Annotated in this window: 14 protein-coding genes; all 14 read right to left on the reverse strand. The window is 63.4% G+C overall.

The annotated features are described in order from the left end of the window. Positions 1–57: 57 nt before the first annotated feature. The 14 genes from ABEA18_RS19590 to ABEA18_RS19655 all read right to left on the reverse strand — a co-directional run bounded on the left by ABEA18_RS19590 (position 58) and on the right by ABEA18_RS19655 (position 17,768). Positions 58–1,284, reverse strand: a complete 1,227-nt coding sequence (locus tag ABEA18_RS19590) for a phosphoglycerate kinase (RefSeq protein WP_345451938.1) — start codon at positions 1,282–1,284, stop codon at positions 58–60. 9 nt (positions 1,285–1,293) lie between these two features. Then, positions 1,294–2,304, reverse strand: coding sequence for a type I glyceraldehyde-3-phosphate dehydrogenase (gene gap / locus ABEA18_RS19595; RefSeq protein ID WP_345451940.1), 1,011 nt, complete (start codon positions 2,302–2,304; stop codon positions 1,294–1,296). 285 nt (positions 2,305–2,589) lie between these two features. Continuing rightward, on the reverse strand, positions 2,590–3,213 hold the full coding sequence (locus ABEA18_RS19600) for a superoxide dismutase (protein WP_345451942.1): 624 nt from the start codon (positions 3,211–3,213) through the stop codon (positions 2,590–2,592). A gap of 109 nt (positions 3,214–3,322) precedes the next feature. Further along, complete coding sequence (gene whiA, locus ABEA18_RS19605) at positions 3,323–4,303, reverse strand: DNA-binding protein WhiA (RefSeq protein ID WP_345451944.1); 981 nt, start codon at positions 4,301–4,303, stop codon at positions 3,323–3,325. Positions 4,304–4,312: 9 nt separating this feature from the next. Continuing rightward, positions 4,313–5,329, reverse strand: coding sequence for a gluconeogenesis factor YvcK family protein (locus ABEA18_RS19610; RefSeq protein ID WP_345451946.1), 1,017 nt, complete (start codon positions 5,327–5,329; stop codon positions 4,313–4,315). After that, positions 5,329–6,252 carry an RNase adapter RapZ gene (gene rapZ / locus ABEA18_RS19615; protein WP_345451948.1) on the reverse strand — a complete coding sequence of 308 codons (924 nt, stop codon included), beginning with the start codon at positions 6,250–6,252 and terminating at the stop codon, positions 5,329–5,331. The genes ABEA18_RS19610 and rapZ overlap by 1 nt, the downstream gene beginning before the upstream one ends. 68 nt (positions 6,253–6,320) lie before the next feature. Then, positions 6,321–8,318 carry an excinuclease ABC subunit UvrC gene (gene uvrC, locus ABEA18_RS19620; protein ID WP_345451951.1) on the reverse strand — a complete coding sequence of 666 codons (1,998 nt, stop codon included), beginning with the start codon at positions 8,316–8,318 and terminating at the stop codon, positions 6,321–6,323. 58 nt (positions 8,319–8,376) lie between these two features. After that, a complete protein-coding gene (locus tag ABEA18_RS19625) occupies positions 8,377–9,045 on the reverse strand; it encodes a lysophospholipid acyltransferase family protein (protein WP_059389285.1) in 669 nt (222 codons plus the stop codon). After that, positions 9,032–9,748 carry an HAD hydrolase-like protein gene (locus tag ABEA18_RS19630; protein WP_345451953.1) on the reverse strand — a complete coding sequence of 239 codons (717 nt, stop codon included), beginning with the start codon at positions 9,746–9,748 and terminating at the stop codon, positions 9,032–9,034. Before ABEA18_RS19630 ends, ABEA18_RS19625 begins: the two co-directional genes overlap by 14 nt. 100 nt (positions 9,749–9,848) lie before the next feature. After that, positions 9,849–12,776, reverse strand: a complete 2,928-nt coding sequence (uvrA, locus tag ABEA18_RS19635; protein WP_345451955.1) for an excinuclease ABC subunit UvrA — start codon at positions 12,774–12,776, stop codon at positions 9,849–9,851. A 65-nt stretch (positions 12,777–12,841) separates the two neighbouring features. Then, positions 12,842–13,219, reverse strand: coding sequence for a GntR family transcriptional regulator (locus tag ABEA18_RS19640; RefSeq protein WP_345451957.1), 378 nt, complete (start codon positions 13,217–13,219; stop codon positions 12,842–12,844). Continuing rightward, positions 13,216–15,108, reverse strand: a complete 1,893-nt coding sequence (locus ABEA18_RS19645) for an ABC transporter ATP-binding protein (RefSeq protein ID WP_345451959.1) — start codon at positions 15,106–15,108, stop codon at positions 13,216–13,218. Before ABEA18_RS19645 ends, ABEA18_RS19640 begins: the two co-directional genes overlap by 4 nt. Next, entirely contained in the window at positions 15,105–16,850 is a 1,746-nt protein-coding gene (locus ABEA18_RS19650; RefSeq protein WP_345451961.1) for an ABC transporter ATP-binding protein, read from the reverse strand. The genes ABEA18_RS19645 and ABEA18_RS19650 overlap by 4 nt, the downstream gene beginning before the upstream one ends. Before the next feature lie 138 nt (positions 16,851–16,988). Then, positions 16,989–17,768: a trans-aconitate 2-methyltransferase gene (locus ABEA18_RS19655; protein WP_345451963.1), complete on the reverse strand. Its 780-nt coding sequence runs from the start codon at positions 17,766–17,768 to the stop codon at positions 16,989–16,991. Positions 17,769–17,806: the final 38 nt, after the last annotated feature.

The raw sequence follows: 17,806 nt of genomic DNA on the forward strand, positions 1-17,806 counted from the left end.
AGGGAAGCCGGCGGGGCGCTTTCCTTCCAGGAAGGGCGCCCCGCCGGCCTTGTAGCCTTAGCGGTCCAGAACGCTCAGGCCGGGAAGATCCTTGCCTTCAAGGTATTCCAGGCTGGCGCCGCCGCCGGTGGAAATGTGTCCGAACTGGGAGTCCTCAAAGCCGAGGGTCCGGACCGCTGCGGCGGAGTCGCCGCCGCCCACCACGGTGAATGCCGGCGTCTCGGTCAAAGCCTGGGCAATAGCACGGGTGCCGCCCGAGAAGGCTTCGAATTCAAAGACGCCCATGGGGCCGTTCCAGAACACGGTCTTGGCGGCCTTGATCTGCTCGGCGAAAGCCGCTGCTGATACCGGTCCGATGTCCAGGCCAATGCCTGAGGCGCCGAACGAGCTATCCTCGATCGCGTCCGCGGCGACCACTTCGTGCTCGGCGTCAGCGGAGAAGCGGCTTGCGACCACGACGTCGGTGGGGATGACAAAGGCGGTACCGGCGTCGGAAGCCCGCTTGAGGTAGTCCTGGACCACGGGGATCTGGTCAGCTTCAAGCAAGCTGCCCGCGACCTTGTGACCAACCGCTGCGAGGAAGGTGAAGAGCATTCCGCCACCGACGAGGATGGTGTCAGCCTTGCCCAGGAGGTTGTCGATCACCGCGAGCTTGTCCGAGACCTTGGAGCCGCCGAGAACAACGACGTACGGGCGCTGGGTATCCGTGGTGAGTTTGCGAAGAACCTCCACCTCGGTGTGCACGAGGTCCCCCTGGTAGGAAGGAAGTTTCGTGGCGACGTCGTACACGCTGGAGTGCTTGCGGTGGACGGCACCGAAGGCGTCATCCACGAAGGCACCGTTCTCACCGGTCAGCGCCACGAGTTCATCGGCGAAGGCGCCGCGCTCGGCGTCGTCCTTGCTGGTTTCGCGGGCGTCGAAGCGGACGTTCTCCAGGACCAGGACGTCCCCGTCGTCCAGGGACCCGGCCAACTCCTTGGCAGACTCACCAACGGTGTCATCCGCGAGCTGGACCTTGAATGGCGCGAGCTCCGCAAGCCGTGCAACAGCCGGCTTGAGCGAATACTTGGCCTCGGGAGAGCCCTTGGGGCGTCCCAGGTGGGCCGTGACGAGCACGCGGGCACCGGCGTCCGAGAGCTTTTCGATGACCGGGAGGGAGGCCTTGATGCGGCCGTCGTCGGTCACCGTAGAGCCGTCGAGCGGCACATTCAGGTCACTTCTGACAAGAATGTACCGCCCGCGGACACCTTCAGCGATCAGTTCGTTGAGGGTGTGAGATGTCATGTGTCTACCCTAGCCCAGCTTGGATGCGACGAGCTCCGTGAGGTCAACGAGGCGGTTGGAGTAGCCCCATTCGTTGTCATACCAGGAAACAACCTTGACCTGGTTGCCGATGACCTTGGTGAGGCCGGAGTCGAAGATCGAAGACGAGGGGTCGCCGACGATGTCCGAAGAGACGATCGGATCTGCCGTGTAGCTGAGGATGCCCTTGAACTGCTCGGTCTCCGAAGCAGCCTTGAGGGCCGCGTTGACTTCCTCAACGGTCACTTCGCGGGAAACCGTGACGGTCAGGTCCGTGGCGGAACCGGTCGGGACCGGGACGCGGATGGCGTAGCCGTCAAGCTTGCCCTTGAGTTCCGGAAGGACGAGTCCGATCGCCTTGGCAGCACCGGTTGAGGTGGGAACCATGTTGATCGCTGCGGCGCGGGCACGGCGGAGGTCGCTGTGGGGGCCATCCTGCAGGTTCTGGTCCGCCGTGTAGGCGTGCACCGTGGTCATGAGGCCGCGCTCGATGCCGAAGGCGTCGTTGACGACCTTGGCCAGGGGGCCGAGGCAGTTGGTGGTGCAGGAAGCGTTGGAAATGATGTGGTGTGCAGCGGGGTCGTAGAGCTCGTGGTTGACGCCCATGACGATGGTGATGTCTTCGTCCGAAGCGGGGGCGGAGATCAGGACCTTCTTGGCACCTGCATCGATGTGCTTCTGTGCGGCCGCAGCCTTGGTGAAGAAGCCGGTGGACTCGATGACGATGTCGACGCCCAGTTCGCCCCAGGGGAGGTTCGCAGGATCGCGCTCTGCAAGGACCTTGATGATGCTGCCGTCGACAATGAGGTTGCCCTCTTTGACTTCAACAGTCTGGGTCAGGCGACCGCCGACGGAGTCGTACTTCAAAAGGTGGGCAAGTGCCTCGGGACTCGTGAGGTCGTTGACCGCAACAATTTCGAGGTCTGCACCCTGGGCGAGTGCTGCGCGGAAGTAGTTGCGGCCGATGCGGCCAAAGCCGTTGATACCAATACGGGTGGTCACTATTTCAGTCTCCTTGGTGCTCTTGCAAGCACACCTAGTGAGTCGGATCTTGATTCCAACTAACAATTCCCGCACATCATTGGGCAGAAGTGATTATCAGATCGGAGGGCGACCAGCCACATTGCTGAAGGCTAACCGCCTTCCGTGACCCATCTTACGTTTAACTACGTCTGCCCCCGCAACTGCGGGGGCAGACAATCCGGTATTTGGGCGAAATTCACCTGAATGTGAAGTTTGTTACATCCCCGTGTATTCCGCGTCACTCACCGGTTCGGACGGAGTTCCCTAGAAAACGATCAGCCCGGTGGCGTTCGCGCGGGCTGCCTCGAAGCGCTTCGCGACGTCGGCCCAGTTGACGATGTTCCAGAAGGCCTTGACGTAGTCAGCCTTGACGTTGACGTAATCCAGGTAGAAGGCGTGCTCCCACATGTCCAGCATGAGCAGGGGGGTGGTGCCGACTGCGACATTGCCCTGCTGGTCGTAGAGCTGCTCAATGAGGAGGTTGCCGCCGATGGGCTCGTAGGCGAGGAAGCCCCAGCCGGATCCCTGCAGGCCGAGCGCGGCTGCCGAGAACTGGGCCCGGAATGCATCGAAGGAACCGAAGGCGTCGTCAATGGCTGCAGCCAGCTCGCCCTCGGGCTTGTCGCCGCCGTCCGGGGAGATGTTGTTCCAGAACACGGAGTGGTTGATGTGGCCGCCGGTGTGGAACGCGAGGTCCTTGGAGAGGCGGTTGATGTTGGCGAAGTCGCCCTTGTCGCGGGCCTCGGCCAACTGGGCCAAAGCATTGTTGGCGCCTGCTACATAGGCAGCGTGGTGCTTGCTGTGGTGCAGCTCCATGATCTTCGCCGAAATGTGCGGCTCAAGTGCTGCATAGTCGTAGCCGAGCTCGGGCAGTACGTACTCTGTCACGAAATCCTCCAATGTAGTGGACCGGGGTCCGGTTGGTAACTCTCGTTTTGTTCATCCGACCGGCGAACCGGCCGGAAATCTACACCCTGACGATTCTAGGGCGGGTCCTTTATTCGTCCATCATTTCGGGGGTCACATTTGCCTCGGTACCCGGGATTCCCAGGTCCCCGGCCCGCTTGTCCGCCATGGCCAGGAGCCGGCGGATCCTCCCCGCGATGGCGTCCTTGGTCATGGGCGGATCGGCAAGCCGGCCCAGTTCATCCAGGCTGGCCTGCTTGTGGGCCACCCGGAGTTCACCGGCGTATTTGAGGTGGTCCGGAACGTCGTCGCCCAGGATTTCCAAAGCCCTGTCCACGCGGGCGCCGGCCGCGACGGCGGCCTGGGCCGAGCGGCGCAGGTTGGCGTCGTCGAAGTTCGCGAGGCGGTTGGCCGTGGCCCGGACTTCCTTCCGCATGCGGTGCTCCTCCCACACCATGAGGGCGTCATGGGCGCCCATCCGGGTGAGCAGCGCGGCGATGGTGTCGCCGTCACGGATGACGACGCGATCCACGCCGCGCACTTCCCGCGCCTTGGCCTGGATACCGAGGCGACGGGCGGCCCCCACCAGGGCAAGCGCCGATTCCGGCCCGGGACACGTGACCTCGAGCGAGGAGGACCGGCCAGGTTCGGTAAGGGATCCGTGGGCCAGGAACGCGCCGCGCCACACAGCCTCCGCGTCCGACGCCGAACCGTTGACGACGGCGGACGGCAAGCCACGCACAGGCCGTCCACGGCCGTCCAGGAGGCCGGTCTGGCGGGCCAGGGATTCGCCGTCGCGCACTACACGGACAACGTAGCGGCTACCGCGGCGGAGTCCCCCGCCGGAGACGACGATGATCTCGCTCTGGTGCCCGTAGACTTCGGCGATCGCGGCGCGCAGCCGCCGCGCCGTGGAGGCGAGGTCAACCTCAGCCTCGATCACGATGCGGCCCGAAATGATGTGCAGTCCGCCGGCAAAACGCAGCATGGCCGAGACTTCGGCCTTGCGGACGGACGACTTCTTGATGTCCAGCCGGGAAAGTTCTTCCTTGACCGATGCGGTCAGTGCCATCGCATGTTCCTAACTATTCCCGAAGATATCGTGGTACGCCGATGCCAGACGCAGCGGGTCGTGGACTGGACGGCGGCTCGACGCCCCCACTTTACCCAAGACCACCTCTGCACCAATCATCCCGGCAGCGCGTTCGAACTCCTTGACGTCCGATATCGACGTCGGATCGGCCAGGACGACGTCCACGCTGAACTCGGGCGCGTAGTGGCGCAGGGCATCCAGATGATCCGCGGCGGACATCCCGGAGGTTTCCTTGGTGTCCATGGCGAGGTTCATGGTGAGGCAGCGTTTGGCGGGAGTGTCGCACAAAGCCTGGCGCATTTCGGGCAACAGCAAATGCGGCAACACGGACGTGTACCAGGAGCCGGGACCCAGAATGATCCAGTCCGCAAGCTCGATTGCAGTCAGCGCTTCGATGCACGCGCGCGCGTCCTCCGGGAGGAGCCTCACGTTTTCAAGCGATCCGGCAACGGCGCACTTGGCCTGGCCTTTGACGACCTGGAACTCGTACCCGCCCCCTGGCAAGGGCACGCGGACGTCGCCCTCGATGTTCAACGGCTGGGTGGACATCGGGAGGACCTGGCCACGGGCACCCAGAAGGGCGCCTGCCCATTTCAATCCCGCCACTGCGTCGCCCAGAAGCTCCCAAAGGGTGACGATGAGCAGGTTCCCCATGGCGTGATCGTCCAAGGAGCCTCGGTGTCCGCTCGGAGTCTTGAAGCGATGCTGCATGACGTCCCGCCAGGTGCGCCCCCAATCGGTGTCGTCACAAAGGGCGCTCAGCGCCATTCGAAGGTCGCCGGGCGGAAGGACGCCGTACTCTTCGCGCAGCCGCCCGGAGGATCCGCCGTCGTCGGCAACGGTGACGATCCCGGTGAGCTCGGAGGTCAGGAGCCGCAACGCCGACAACGACGCGGAAAGCCCGTGTCCGCCGCCGAGTGCCACAACCGATGGGCCCTTGGCGGGCTGACTGCCCGGGGTGCCCTTCGGTGGAACCAGCGGCAGGGGTCCGGTCAGGACCCCCATTATTCGCGACCCAGATCGCGATGGCTTGTGGTGACGGTGACCCGGGGATATTGCGCGAGCCGCTTGGAAAGTTCGACGGCGACGGCGACCGAACGGTGCTTGCCGCCCGTGCAACCAACAGCGATGGTGGCGTAGTGCTTGTTCTCTGTCCGGTAGCCGTCCAGGACGGGCTCCAAGGCAAGGACGTAGCGGTCAACGAAGTCCTTCACGCCCGCGGCCCCCAGGACGTAGTCGCTGACATCGGCGTCGAGTCCCGTGTGCGGACGCAATTTCGGAACCCAGTGCGGGTTGGGGATGAAGCGTGCATCCGCCACGAAGTTGGCGTCCACGGGCAGCCCGTATTTGAAGCCGAAGCTCATGACGTTCAAGCGCAACGCCACAGGGCCTGTGTCGGTGAAGAGTTCGGTGATGGCGGTTGCCAGGCCGTGGACGTTGTACGTACTCGTGTCCAGGACCACGTCGGCCGATTCCCTGAGTTCCTTCAGGACGTCGCGTTCCGCCGCGATGCCGTCCAGGATCCGGCCACCACCTTGGAGGGGATGCGGGCGGCGGCCCTGCTCGAAGCGCCGCACCAGGACGTTGTCGCTGGCATCAAGGAAGAGGACGCGGAAAGTGATTCCGCTGGCGCTGAGGGCGCCGAGCGCCGTCCTGATATCGGTGAAGAGTCCTTTGCTGCGCACGTCCACAACGACGGCAAGCTTGGGAATGGACTGGGGCGCGTGCGAGACGATTTCGGCAAGCGTCCCCAGCATCTGCGGCGGGAGGTTTTCGACGACGTACCAGCCGTGGTCTTCCAGGGCGTCCGAGGCGGTGCTGCGGCCTGCTCCGGACATGCCAGTCACCACCAGCAGTTCCGCTTCGACAGGCTTGACGGCGATGAGACCGTCCTGCTCCGCGCCGGATCCTGCTGTTGACTCTGACATCAAGTTTCCCCGTTTCTGAGATGGTCCATAACCGGCCCCCTTGACGAGGGGTCCGCTTATTACCCTAGCTAAATTTCAAGGATTTCGCCGGTGGTCATGTTTACTGCGGGAGCGGCTTCTCCGGAGGCGCCGGCTGCCGCCAGATGGCTGACGACCGCTTCCGCCAAGGCCGGGCCGATCCCCTTCGCGGCAGTGAGCTCAAGGGCCGTTGCCGCCTTGATCTTCTTGAGGGAACCGAAATGCGCCACGAGCGCCTTCCGTTTGGCCTCGCCGAGGCCCGGAACGCCGTCGAGCGCGGACACCGTCATCGCCTTTCCACGCTTCTGCCGGTGGAAGGTGATGGCGAAACGGTGGGCTTCGTCGCGGATGCGCTGGAGCAAGTAGAGCCCCTGCGATGTCCGGGGCAGAATCACCGGGAAGTCACTGTCCGGCAACCAGACTTCTTCGAGGCGCTTGGCCAGGCCCACGACGTAAACGTCGTCGATCCCCAGCTCCGCGAGTGCCCGTGCGGCGGCATTCACCTGGGGCTGCCCGCCGTCGACGACGACGAGGTTGGGCGGATAGGCGAATTTCGCCTTGGCTCCCGTGAGGGCAGCATCATCCGGCGACGACGGTTCCCCGGCGCCGGGCTGCGGAACCTCTCCACTCTTGGGGAGCTGGGCGGACTTATCCTGCAGGTAATGCCTGAAGCGCCTGGTCAGGACGTCGTGCATCGCAGCGGTGTCGTCGCTTGCCGCCGCACCCGTGATGGAGAACTTCCTGTAGTCGGATTTCTTGGGGAGGCCGTCCTCCACCACCACCATGGACGCAACCACGTTGGTGCCCTGCACATGGGAAATGTCGTAGCACTCGATCCGGAGCAGGGGCACGGGAAGATCGAGCGCTTCCTGCAGTTCCTGGAGCGCCAGGGAGCGCACGGTGATATCGCCCGCCCGCCGGACTTTGTGAAGCTTCAGCGCCTGCTCGGCGTTTTCGCGGACGGTGGACATGAGGGCAGCCTTGTCCCCGCGCTGCGGCACCCGGATATCCACCTTGGCGCCCCTGAGGCCGCCGAGCCATTCAAGCAGTTCGTGGTGGTTGCTCGGAATCTCCGGCACGAGGACTTCGCGCGGAATGCGGCCCTGGTTGTCGCTGTCCTCTCCGTAGACCTGCTGCAGGAGGTGCTCGATGAGTTCCGGAGTGGTGGCGTCCTCGACTTTTTCCACGACCCAGCCGCGCTGGCCGCGCACCCGGCCACCCCTGACGTGGAATACCTGCACGGAAGCCTCGAGGTCGTCGTCGTGCAGCGCGAAGACATCCGCGTCGGTGTCTTCGGAGAGCACGACGGCGTTGCGCTCGAACACTTTGCGGAGGGCGATGATGTCATCCCGGAGCCGGGCTGCCCGTTCGTAGTCCAGCTCTGCGACGGCGGCGCCCATGTCCTTTTCAAGGCGGGTGATGAAGCGTTTGGCTTCGCCACCCATGAACGAGCAGAAGTCTTCCGCGATGGCCCGGTGTTCCTCGGCGGTGACACGGCCGACACACGGGGCCGAGCATTTGTCGATGTAGCCCAGCAAGCATGGCCGGCCGCTGGCCTGGGCGCGCTTCAACACGCCGGGACTGCAGCTGCGGACCGGAAAGACCCGCAGCAAGGTGTCCATGGTTTCGCGGATTGCGCCGGCCGTGTACGGCCCGAAGTAGCGGGTGCCCTTGCGGCGCTCCCCGCGCATGACCTGGACCCGCGGGAGCTTCTCCCCCATGCTCACGGCGAGGTACGGATAGGTCTTGTCATCGCGGAAGACGACGTTGAAGCGGGGCTTGAATTCCTTGATCCAGGTGTATTCGAGCTGAAGCGACTCAAGTTCGCTGCCCACCATCGTCCATTCGACGCTGCTGGCCGCGTGCACCATCGCATGCGTCTTCGGCAGCAAGCCCGCAGGGTTGGCGAAGTACGAGTTCAGCCGGGAGCGGAGGTTCTTCGCCTTGCCAACGTAGATGACACGGCCGTGCGGATCCCGGAACCGATAGACGCCGGGGGTGGTGGGGATTTCTCCCGTCTGGGGTCGATAACTCGCTGGATCTGCCACAGATCCAGTCTAGTAAGGGAATCGCACTCCCCCGTACGGGCCGGCCGGCCCGCCGAAGCTACTCCGCGGACTTGCTCTGGTTGTAGCTGGTGGAACGTTCCTGGCCGCTCAATACCGCTATGGCATCCATGATCTTGTCAGTGACTTCGCGCCTGGCCGGCAGGGAATGGTCCGGACCGGTCTTCTCGAAGTACAGCGGCTCGCCGACCTTCATGGTGAAATGCTGCGGACGGACGGTGTTGCGGTCCACGGGCTGCAGCTTGTCCGTGCCGATGAGGCCGACCGGCACCACAGGCGCCCCCGTAGTCAGGGCGAGCCAGCCGACCCCGGTACGCCCGCGGTAGAGCAAGCCGTCCCGGGAGCGGGTCCCCTCCGGATAGATGCCGATGCCCCGGCCGTTCTCCAGGATGTCCAGGAGGGTCTTGAGGGCCTGCACACTGGCTGCTTGCTCTCCGCGTTCCACCGGAATGGATCCAACCGCCTGGAAGAACGCCTTCATCGCGCGGCCTTTGAAGCCTTTGGTGGTGAAGTACTCGGCCTTGGCAAAGAAGCCCACCGGTCGCGGCATCAAGGCCTGGACGATCACACTGTCCAGAAAAGACAAATGGTTCGGGGCCACAATGAAGGGCCCTTCCTTGGGCACGTTTTCCAGCCCGATGACCGTGGGCCGGCAAGTGCTGGAAATCAGTCCGCGCGTGGTCCAGCGGATGACATCAAAGGCTTCCATCGTTCTGCACCTCGCTCAGGGCCGCCGCGCGGACAGCGTCAAGTTCTTCGATCTTCTTCAGCAGCTGTGCCGCCGTGTCCACAACGGCGACGGCGCCTGCCTCCTGAAGTTCGCCGTCGGGCGCAAATCCCCAACTGACCCCGATGCAGTCAAGGCCATTGGCCATGGCACCGGCAACATCCTGGTGGCGGTCTCCGACCATCACCGCAGGCTGGGAACGCAACGTGGCCAGCGCGGCACCAACAATTGCCACCTTACCCGGAGCTGTATTGGCGGCCATTGACTCGTCGTCCGGCGCACCGCAGATGGAGGCAAAGAAGCCGGCAATGCCGTGGTGCTCCAACACGATGTGCGCCAAGCCTTGGGGTTTCTGGGTGGCCACCGCAACCGGCCGCCGCGATTCTGCGAAGAACTGCAGGAGCTCCCGGATACCAGGATAGAGCCGGCTTTGAGCGATTCCGACGGAACGGTAATAGCTGCGGTACAGCCCAATGACGTCGTCGACTTTTCCTGTGGGAACCCCGGCAATGTGTTCCAGCGAATCGCTGAGCTTGGGTCCAACCATGGAGTCCAGCACGGCTTGATCCGGCACACGGAGGCCCATTTCGCCCAGGGCCGCGGCGATGCCGCCTGTTATGCCACCTGCAGGATCGACAAGGGTGCCGTCCAGATCAAAGATTACGGGCACCATTGTTTGAGTCACCGGGTTAGTTTCTCACGAGTTGAGGCATGCCTGAAACTCACATGCCGGCCAAGGAATACTTCGATCGTCCCCGAAATATTCCCCGGCCGTTCACACGGGACTAGCCGAGAATCTCCGCGAGGAAGGTAGCGGTATGGCTTTCCGTGGACTTGGCAACCTGTTCCGGCGTGCCCGTTGCCACGACGCGCCCGCCGCCTGAGCCGCCATTGGGGCCAAGGTCCACGATCCAGTCGGCGGATTTGATGACGTCAAGGTTGTGTTCGATGGTGATGACCGTATTGCCCTTGTCCACCAGCCCCTGCAGCACCATGAGCAGCTTGCGGATGTCCTCGAAATGGAGGCCTGTAGTGGGCTCGTCCAAAACATAGACGCTCCTGCCGTTCGAACGCTTCTGCAGTTCCGAGGCCAGCTTCACGCGTTGCGCCTCGCCACCGGAAAGCGTAGTGGCAGGCTGACCGAGCCGCACATAGCCGAGACCGACGTCGACGAGGGTGTTCAAATGCCGGGCGATGGGGGTGAAAGCGGCAAAGAACTCGGCACCTTCCTCGATGGGCATGTTGAGGACGTCCGCAATGGTCTTGCCCTTGTAATGGACCTCGAGGGTTTCCCGGTTGTACCGGGCGCCATGGCACACCTCGCACGGAACATATACGTCCGGCAGGAAGTTCATCTCGATCTTCAGGGTGCCGTCGCCGGAGCATGCTTCACAGCGGCCGCCCTTGACGTTGAAGGAGAAGCGGCCAGGCTGGTATCCGCGGACCTTGGCTTCGGTGGTTTCCGCGAAAAGCTTCCGGATATTGTCGAAGACCCCGGTGTACGTGGCGGGGTTGGAACGCGGGGTCCGCCCGATAGGGCTCTGGTCCACGTGGACCACCTTGTCGAGGTGCTCAAGGCCTGCCACGGAACGATGCCGGCCGGCGACCTGCTTTGCACCGTTGAGCTTGTTGGCGAGAACCTTGTAGAGGATCTCGTTCACCAAGGTGGACTTCCCTGAACCACTGACGCCCGTGACGGCCGTGAAGAGACCCAGCGGGAACGTGGCGTCAACGTTGTTCAGGTTGTTTTCGCGTGCGCCGATGACTTTGAGCTCGCGCTTCTTGTCATACTTGCGTCGCTTCGCCGGGATGTCGATCTTACGCCGTCCGGACAAATAGTCGCCGGTCAGCGAGTTCGTGTTTTCCAGGAGTTCCTTGTAAGAACCGGAGTGCACCACTTGGCCACCGTGCTCGCCGGCGCCAGGTCCGATGTCCACCACCCAGTCGGCCTCCTGGATGGTGTCTTCGTCGTGTTCGACGACTATCAGCGTGTTGCCGAGATCGCGCAACCGGGTGAGCGTTTCGATGAGGCGGCGGTTGTCCTTCTGGTGCAGCCCGATGGACGGCTCGTCCAGGACATACAGGACGCCGACCAAGCCGGAGCCGATCTGCGTGGCAAGCCGGATGCGCTGGGCCTCACCGCCGGACAAGGTCCCGGACGGCCGTTCGAGATTCAGGTATTCGAGCCCCACATCGAGCAGGAACGTCAGGCGTGCCTGGATTTCCTTGAGAACCTGGTGGGCAATCTGGGCCTCGCGGTCGGTGAGAGTGAGGCTGCCGAGGAAATCGGCGCAGTCACGCATCGGAAGGGCTGCCACTTCGGCGATGGACTTGCCGTTGATCAGAACGGACAGCGACGCCGGATTAAGCCGGGCACCGTTGCAGGCAGGGCAGGGAACTTGCCGCATGTACTCTTCGTAGCGGTCGCGTGCCCAGTCGGAATCCGTCTCGCCGTGCTTGCGGTGGACGTACTGGATCGCGCCTTCGAAGCCGGTGCTGTACTTGCGCTCCCGGCCGAACCTGTTGCGGTACTGGACAACTACTTTGTGGTCCTTGCCATGCAGCACCGTCTGCCGGACTTCCTGCGACAGCTTCTCCCACGGGGTGTCCATGGAGAAGTCGAGCTCCAAGGCCAGGCCCTCAAGGAGCCGGTTCCAGTACTCCGTGGTGGCAGTACCCAGCGACCAAGGCGCGATGGCCCCCTGGTTCAAGGAAAGTTCCGGGTTGGGGACCACCAATTCTTCATCGACTTCAAGCTTGGTGCCGATGCCGCTGCAGGCGGCACATGCGCCGAAGGGGTTGTTGAACGAGAAGGAGCGGGGCTCGATTTCGTCGATGGCCAGCGGGTGCTCATTGGGGCACGCAAGGTTTTCGGAGAAGGCCCGGATCCGTGCGGGGTCCTCGGCGTCGAGATCCACGAACTCGACCAGCACCCGGCCTTCCGCAAGTCCAAGCGCGGTTTCGATCGAGTCGGTCAGCCGTTGGCTGATCCCTTCCTTGACCACCAGCCGGTCCACCACCACTTCAATGGAGTGCTTGAATTGCTTGCCGAGCTTGGGCGGATCGCTCAGCTGGACGAGATCTCCGTCCACCCGGGCACGTGAGTATCCCTTGGCGGTGAGCTCTTTGAAGAGCTCGACGAATTCACCCTTGCGTCCGCGGACAACGGGAGCAAGGATCTGGAAGCGGGTTCCGGATTCGAGTTCGAGCAGCTGGTCGACGATCTGCTGCGGCGTCTGGCGCGTGATCGGTTCGTGGCACACCGGGCAATGCGGCCGGCCGACTCGTGCCCAGAGAAGGCGCATGTAGTCGTAGATCTCAGTAATGGTGCCCACGGTGGAACGCGGGTTCTTGCTCGTCGACTTCTGGTCGATCGAGACCGCCGGGGAAAGGCCTTCGATGAAATCCACGTCCGGTTTGTCCACTTGGCCCAGGAACTGGCGGGCATAGGCCGACAAGGACTCCACGTACCGGCGCTGGCCCTCGGCGAAGATGGTGTCGAAGGCCAAGGACGACTTGCCTGATCCTGACAAGCCCGTGAAAACGATCATGGCGTCACGGGGAAGGTCAAGATCGACGTTGCGCAAGTTGTGTTCACGCGCTCCCTTGACCACGAGCCGGGACAGGTCATGTCTTACCGGCGTGGCAGGTTGATGCGAGGTAACGCTTGCGAAGGATTCGACGGCGGGGACTTCAGCTACGGCTTTAGGCACCCACTAATGCTAATCGAAAACTTCTTCGAATTTCCATGTGGCTTCCCACGGCCTACCGACAGGTATCAATCGGCGTCGTAGGCGGCCGCCAGAAGCTGCACGGCCTCCGCGAAACTGGCGCCCTGCGCTTTGGCCGCCGCCGAGTAGCTCGCAGCCACGGCTGCCAATGCGCTCCAGCGGTCATCCCGGGCGCACACCACGGTTCCATTGCGGCCACGGGTGGCGACTACCCCGGCAGCTTCAAGTTCCTTGTACGCCCGGGCCACCGTGTGGGGGGCGACATCCAGCTGTTCGGCCAGGCTGCGCACCGCGGGAAGTTTGGTACCGACAGCCAAGGTACCGCCGTCGGCCAACTCGATGATGCGGAGCCGAAGCTGTTCATACAAGGCGACCGTGCTGGACTGACTGGGACGCCACGAACCGGGAAACTCAAGCGGACTCATGAGGCTTCCCTCTCCCCCTGGCCGGCGCGATGCTTCGCGGACTTCACCGGCATCGCGGCGAGTTCGTCGCCACCGGCGGCATACTGAGCTTCGTGCAAGTGGGTGTAGTGCCCGCCAAGCGCCAATAGCGAATGATGGGTGCCGTGTTCAACGATCCGTCCGTGGTCCATGACGAGAATTAGATCAGCGTCGCGGATGGTGGACAAGCGGTGCGCAATGACGAATGAGGTCTTGTTGCTCCGCAGTCTGTGCATCGCTTGGCGGATAAGGACTTCCGTGCGGGTATCCACCGAACTTGTCGCCTCGTCCAGGATCAGAATCGGGCGGCCCGAGAGCCGTGCGCGCGCGATGCTGAGCAATTGCCTCTGGCCCTGGCTGAGGGGATCTCCTCCGTTGCTGAGCATGGTTGAGTAACCGTTGGGCAGCGAGCGGACAAAGTGGTCAACATGGCTCGCCTCGGCTGCGGCCACGATCTCTGCCTCGCTGGCGCCCGGAAGTCCATACTCAATGTTCTCCCGGATGGTGCCGGTGAAAATCCACGGATCCTGGAGAACGACGCCGAAATTCCGACGGAGTGCATCACGTCCCATGCTGGCGATGTCCACGCCGTCGATGGTGATCCTGCCGGAGCCGAGTTCGTGGAAACGCATGAGGAGGCTGATCAGCGTGGTCTTCCCCGCTCCAGTGTGCCCGACGATTGCCACCGTCTGTCCGGGTTCCACGTGGAAGGACAGGTCCTCGATCAGGGGCGCTTCCGGCCTGTAGCTGAAGGAGATACGTTCAAAGGCCACCCTCCCCGAAGGGGCATCAAACCGGGAATCGAAGCCCGAACCGGCATCGGCGCGCGCGCCGCCGTCCGGTTCCGCCGGTTCCCGTGTTAGTTCAGCGGCGTCCAACAGCTCGAAGACCCTGCTGGCGGACACTGCGCACGATTGCAGGACTTGGGCCATTCCGCCGATCTGGCCCAGCGGCTGGCTGAAGAGCCGGTTGAATTGGATGAACGCTTGAATGCCGCCGATGGTCATCGCCCCGGCGAGGAACTGGAGTGCACCAACAATGGCAACCCCCACGTAGCTGGCGTTCGATACGAAGGCCATGAGGGGTACCAGCAACCCCGAAGCGAACTGCGCCTTGGAACTAGCGGCGTACAGGCCGTCGTTGTGGTCAGCGAAGCGGACGGCCATCGACGACTGGGCGTTGAAAAGCTTGATGGTCTCATGACCTGTGGCTGTCTCCTCCACGAGGGAGTTCACGTCCCCCGTGGCTTCCCACTGCCGGACGAAGTATTTCTGCGAGCGTCGGGTCACGACAATCGACGCCAGCGCCGAAACCGGAACGGCCAGCAGGGACACGACGGCTAGAAGCGGCGAAAGCAGCAGCATCATCCCGAGGGAACCGATGACCATCAGCGTTGAGGTCAGGAGCTGGGAAAGGAGCTGGTTGAGCGTCTGCGACACGTTGTCGAGGTCGTTCGTGGCGCGGCTCAAGACATCGCCCCGGGAGCGGCCGTCGTAATAGGCCACGGGAAGCCGGTGCAGTTTCGCTTCCACGGCTTCACGGAGGTCGTATGCAAGCCGCTGCACGGCGAGGGCGTTGAGGCGGCCCTGCGCCCAGCTGAGCAACGAGGTGACGCAATACATGCCTGCGGCCAGGAGCAACAGGAAGACGAAGCGCCCGGCGTCGAACTGCGCGCCGAACACCGCGGCCGCGATGACGTCGGTGGCGTCACCGAGTATCTTGGGGGCGGCGACATTGAGCGTGACAAAGCCGCAGATGCACAGGATCGCCGTGGTCATGATTCCCTTGGAGGGCTTCATCAAGCCCACCAGGCGGAGGAGCGCACGCGACGGTTTCGCTGTGACGGCGAGGTGCTCGCCTTCGCTGCTCACGCGGCTTCTTCCGTTTCCAGCTGGGACGCTACGATTTCCCGGTAGGTCTCCGAGGACTCAAGAAGTTCGTCGTGAGTTCCTTGTGCCACCAGGCGGCCCTCGTCGATGAGCAGTATCTGGTCCGCCGACACCACCGTATTGACGCGCTGGGCGACAAGGATGACGGTCGCACCGCGGAGTTCCGGTTCAAGCGCGGCACGGAGCTTTGCTTCCGTCACTGTGTCCAGCGCTGAGAAGCTATCGTCAAACAGGTAGACGGATGCGCGGCGCAGAATTGCACGGGCTATGCATAAGCGCTGTCGCTGACCGCCGGACAGACCGGCGCCGCCCTGGGACAACGTGGTTTCCAGTCCTTGAGGCAACTCGTTCACGAAATCCGCGGCCTGGGCCGTCTCAAGGGCATGCCACAATTGCGAATCCGTCGCCGACGGTAGTGAAATCCGAAGGTTCTCGGCGATGGTGCCGCGGAACAGCCAGCTCTCCTGGGGCACGACGCCGAGCTGGTCACGCAAAGCCGCGAGCGGAAAGGTCGCGATGTCCCGGCCATCGAGCGAGATGCTTCCACTGCTTACCTCGAGGAGTCTCGGCACAAGGCTGACGATGGTCGACTTGCCGCTTCCCGTGGAGCCGATGACCGCCGTCGTCGTCCCCGGAGCCGCGTGGAAGGTGATGCTGTCCAATACGGGCGTTTCGGCTCCTGGGTAGGCGAAAACGACGTTGTCGAAGCGCAGGCCTTCCGACCGCGAGGGGCGAGCCACCATCCCACCGGCGGTGTTTCCCGGCAGGACCATTTCGGATTCCGTATCGAGCACTTCGGTGACGCGTTCAGCGCTGACAGCCGCGCGGGGCGCCGTGCTTAATACATACATTGCCATCATGATCGCGAGGAGGATCTGCATGATGTAGGCGATGAATGCAGTAAGCGCACCCAGCTGCATGTCGCCGGCGATGATGCGGTGCCCGCCAAGCCAGACCACGCCCGCGGACGAAAGGTTGACCACGGTCATGACAAGCGGAAGCATGGCCGCGACGATCCGGGCAGAATGGAGATTGTTCTTTGTCAGGGCGTCGTTGGCGGCCTCGAACCGTTTCATCTCAAACGGCTGGCGGACAAAGGCACGGATGACCGCGGTCCCCAGGATCTGTTCGCGGAGGACCCCATTGATCCGGTCCACCAGTCCTTGGCCCTCGCGATACAGCGGGACGAGCTTGCGGACAATCAACAGCATGATGATCAGCAGCACTGGAACGATGGCGAAAACGATCCAGGACAGGGCTACGTCCTGTTCGACTGCAAGGATCACGCCTCCGATGCCCATGACGGGCGCTGCCACCAGCATGCCGAAAACGAGCACCGTGATGTTCTGCAGCTGCAGGACGTCATTGGTGGTCCTGACCACGAGGCTGGCCGGTCCGAAGGCTGCGACGTCTTGATCGGGCAGGGAATGAATTTTGTCGAAGAGTTCCCGCCGCAGCCCGCGGCCAACCTTCATGGCGACAATCGCTCCAAGGTAGCCTGCGAGCACGGCGGCAAGCACCTGGATCACCGTGAGAACCAGCATCCAGGCGCCCAGGCGCAGAATCACCTCGCTGTTACCGGCGACAAGGCCGTCGTCGACGATCTTGGCATTGAAGGTGGGCAGGAGGAGTGTGGCGCCGGTCTGGACAAGCTGCAGGAGAACGATGGCCAGCACATGGGCCTTATAGGGGGCGAGCCGCTGCAACAGCAAAGATGCCAGCACACTGCCTCCAATCGTTGGCCTCCGGAGCAGCGGATTCCGCACGATGCCACCCCGAGATCGCGTTGCCATTCTAGTTCAGAACACAGTGCGAAACCTTGCAATTGCGGCACTTCCGGCGTCCTTTGGAGGTGGGACCGCTCAGCCTCGCTTTTGTGCCACCGCAAAAATCCTGCGGAAGGCAAACACGGTCCCGTGCCTGCCCCGTGGATATGCCTCGCGGAGCGCGGCCGCGTATTCGTTTTCGAAGTCGCGTGCTTCGTCTTCGGGAAGGGCCGCCAGCACTGGACGCAGGCCGGTCCCGCGCACCCACTCCAGGACAGGATCGGCTCCCGGCAGAAGTTGCTGGTAAATGGTTTCCCAGACGTCGGCGTCGCATCCGCCGTCGAGCATGATCCGCAGGTAGTCCGCCGGTTCCCCCACCGCGTCGTCATGGCGCAGCACACCGGACAGCCTTCCGGACAACTCCGGTGAGGCGGCCAGTTCGCGCATGAGCACGTGGGAAGGCGCACCGAAGTTTCCGGGGACTTGGAGCGCAAACCATGCGCCCGGTTTCAGCGCTTCGAGCCAGGTGGCGAGCATCGTCAGGTGCCCCGGCACCCACTGCAGCGCTGCATTGCTGACCACGACGTCGGTGTCCGCTTCCGGCGTCCACTCGGCAATGTCGGCCGGCGCGAACGAAAGCCTCGGTTGCGCGGCAGCGAGGACCTGGGCTTTGGCCAGCATTTCCTCGGACGAGTCCAGCCCGACGACGGCCGCATCCGGCCACCGCGTCGCGAGGGTCGCCGTCAAGTTCCCCGGTCCGCAGCCAAGATCCACGACGTGCCGGGGGTCCTCCGCCAGGATCCTCGACGTCAGGTCAAAAAACGGCCGGTCGCGGTGATTGCCGAACTCGACGTACTTGGCCGGATCCCACTTCACTGCATCCTCCATTGTCGGTCTCCGTGGTGCGCTCCACC

It is taken from the genome of Arthrobacter gyeryongensis, assembly GCF_039543785.1.
In the GTDB taxonomy this organism is placed as follows: Bacteria; Actinomycetota; Actinomycetes; order Actinomycetales; family Micrococcaceae; genus Arthrobacter; species Arthrobacter gyeryongensis.

Coding starts and splice junctions, on each gene's coding strand:
- ABEA18_RS19590 (WP_345451938.1), bottom strand. CDS start 1,284: ATGACATCTCACACCCTCAACGAACTGATCGCTGAAGGTGTCCGCGGG.
- whiA (WP_345451944.1), bottom strand. CDS start 4,303: ATGGCACTGACCGCATCGGTCAAGGAAGAACTTTCCCGGCTGGACATC.
- ABEA18_RS19610 (WP_345451946.1), bottom strand. CDS start 5,329: ATGGGGGTCCTGACCGGACCCCTGCCGCTGGTTCCACCGAAGGGCACC.
- rapZ (WP_345451948.1), bottom strand. CDS start 6,252: ATGTCAGAGTCAACAGCAGGATCCGGCGCGGAGCAGGACGGTCTCATC.
- ABEA18_RS19625 (WP_059389285.1), bottom strand. CDS start 9,045: ATGGAAGCCTTTGATGTCATCCGCTGGACCACGCGCGGACTGATTTCC.
- ABEA18_RS19640 (WP_345451957.1), bottom strand. CDS start 13,219: ATGAGTCCGCTTGAGTTTCCCGGTTCGTGGCGTCCCAGTCAGTCCAGC.